This is a genomic window from Bradyrhizobium sp. P5_C11_2, from assembly GCF_054049755.1.
This window is the reverse complement of record NZ_JBFULT010000806.1, coordinates 1-2,534: the sequence shown is the minus strand read 5'-3', so window position 1 is coordinate 2,534 and position 2,534 is coordinate 1. Positions and strand designations below refer to the sequence as shown.

General features: G+C 61.2%; 2 protein-coding genes and 1 pseudogene. All 3 read right to left on the bottom strand.

The window, feature by feature from the left end:
* Positions 1 to 1,047 (bottom strand): glycosyltransferase family 4 protein (locus ACXJL8_RS38800; RefSeq protein WP_456686793.1); only part of this gene is annotated, 1,047 nt, incomplete at its 3' end.
* 53 nt (positions 1,048 to 1,100) lie between these two features.
* On the bottom strand, positions 1,101 to 2,303 hold the full coding sequence (locus ACXJL8_RS38795; protein WP_456686792.1) for a glycosyltransferase family 4 protein: 1,203 nt from the start codon (positions 2,301 to 2,303) through the stop codon (positions 1,101 to 1,103).
* 41 nt (positions 2,304 to 2,344) lie between these two features.
* Positions 2,345 to 2,534, bottom strand: a pseudogene (locus ACXJL8_RS38790) (hypothetical protein); the annotation flags it as partial.

The following is a 2,534-nucleotide window of genomic DNA, read 5'->3' as shown; positions in this document are numbered from 1 at the left end:
GGACTGCGGATCCGGTTCCGTGAGCCATCCCATCGCGCCGTGTGTGACGGCCTCGGGGATGCCGCCGAATCTCGTTCCGAGGAACGGCTTGCCGGCGGCCCGCGCGTCGGCAACCACGATGGGGCCCGGCTCCTCCCAGATTGGTGGAATGACGACGACGTCGATCTGCTCGTAGAATGTCTCAGGGGCGACGAAGCCGAGGAACTCGATCATCGCACGCGGCGCCAGTTCCTGAAGTTCGCGCCTCATCTCGTCGCTCGCATAGCCGGCGATGATTAGTCGCACCGCGCCGGGCGGCAATAGTCCCACGGCCTTTGCGAGATTGTAGATGCCTTTTTCCTCGGTCAGTCTTCCGATGAAACCCAGCCTCAACACGTTCGAGGTGGGTTCGGGGGACGGAGCGAGCGGCTTGAGCGCCGATGCGTGCCGGATGACTTTCCGCGTCGGGATGTTCGCGAACAGCCCGAGCTCGGTGTGAATGTCGAGTATCCGCTGGCTCACGCCGACGACGGCGCGAAGCTGCCTGGTCGCATTGCGGCGGCTGACGGTTAACAATTTACAGCTGAAGCAGGTGTGCTTGCACGCCCGGCCCTTGGAGAAGCGCGAGCACCGAGGGCAGGTCAGATAGTAATCGTGAAGCGTATGGACGATCGGAATGCGCCGGTCGAAGGCCGCCTTCCAGACCCCGGTCGTCAGGCCTGAGAGGTTGTTGGAATGCAGCAGGTCGGGCTTGAAGGCATCGATGCGTGCGCCGACGAGATCCGCCGYTCGCTGCCAGTCCTCGATCGCATGCCAGACGCCGCGCAATGGCGCGCTCCGCTGCTCGGCAAACGGCAGATAGATGTTGCGAATGGGCGCGGAGTAGACGTCAACGTCGTTGTGCCGTTCGGCTTTCTGATCGGGCAGGGAGGCGGCACGAACCACCTCGATTGTGTCGCCACGTGCGACGAGACTCTCGACCAGCCGGTTGACGAATATTTCAGCGCCGCCGACGACCTTGGGGGCCCCGGGCGTCGGATATAGCGATGAGGTGACGAGGACCTTCATTAAGAATGTATCTCAATATCCATTGTGCCATCGGCTACTGCAGCTTTTCGTCCTTATTCTTGTGAAGAGGTCCCGATGTTGCCGGTGTACATCTCCAGGTATTGCCGTGTGATCGTCTCGGGGGTGAATTTCTCGGCAAAGTCAGATCGTGCAGGCGCGGTCTTCTTYCATCGGTCTGCTTCGCGTGTCGCCTCCTGCATCAGTTCGGCGAGCCGCCGATGGTCGCTCGGCTCATACTTTCCTATCAGATTAGAAAACTCCGATATCTCCGGTATTCCACCCGCAGTGGAACAAATTGTGGCCTTGCCGGCCCCGATCCCCTCAATCAGGGTCCGGGGCAGCGGCTCCGGCCAGACGGAGCTGATCAGGCAGACATCGACGCCGGCGTAAAAGTCCGCGGATTTGGTGAATCCCAGCCATTGCACGCGGTCATTGCGGCAGGTGGCCTTGAGGTCGCGCACATAGGTCTCGAGGCCCCTGCCGGCGATCTTGAGCTGCCAGCCGGCATCGGGTAGCAATTCCACCGCCTTGAGCACGACGTCGATGCCCTTCTCGGGCTCCAGGCGTCCGATGAAGCCGAACACCACATCCTCGGTGGCAGGGCCCGGCATCGCACCCAAATTGGTGGTATCGGCGATGTTGAAGATGACCCGGCCCGGGATATCGGTGAAATAGCCGGGCGCCAGATGCCGATCCAGCACGAATTGGCTGTTGGACGTCACCGCGTCGACCATGCGCGAGGCGCGGCGATACGGCGCGGTCATCGTGGCGCAGGCAGCGCATCGCCGCATGCACGTTGCGCCCTCGCGAAAGAGCGTCGACCGTTTGCAGATCAAAGAATAGTCACGCAAGGTATGCACAATTCTGATGTTGCGCCGCTTGGCTTCCGACCAAAGCGAGACTGAAAATCCCGTGAGATTGTTGGTATGGACGACATCTGGCTTTTCGATGTCGAGGATCTCGGCGAATCGTTCGGCAGCCTTGCGATTCCAGGTATCCTGCAAATGCCATTTAAGGCGTTGCATCGACGACGGCTTTTCGTCGCGGCCAAAGGGCCAATAGTCGTTGTCGAGCGGCATGCGATAGACGCGCACGCCGTTGAGGTCGTCGACCGACCGCGTCTGCTCCTTTTGAAGACAGACGACGGACACCTGCTGGCCGCGCTGGGACAGGGCCTCGGCGAGCAGTGACACAGAGACTTCGGCCCCGCCGATGATTTCCGGCGGGTAAAGTGTGTTGACGATGAGTACTCTCAAGAATTGCCTCGGATTAGCCGACCGCAGCCGTCAGGAGCGCTTCAGTTAGCCGGCCTGATCTCGAAATCAAGTGCGGMTTGCCCCTTCGCGGTGACGAGCAGCGGCGTGGTCGATAGCTCCGTCCAGGCGCCGGGAGCGGGTCCTGGCCCTTGCTGGCAGACGTGGCTGACCTCGGCATTCGGTTCTACCCCCTTCAATCGCACTTCAAAACGCTTGGTCGGACTTTCCGAC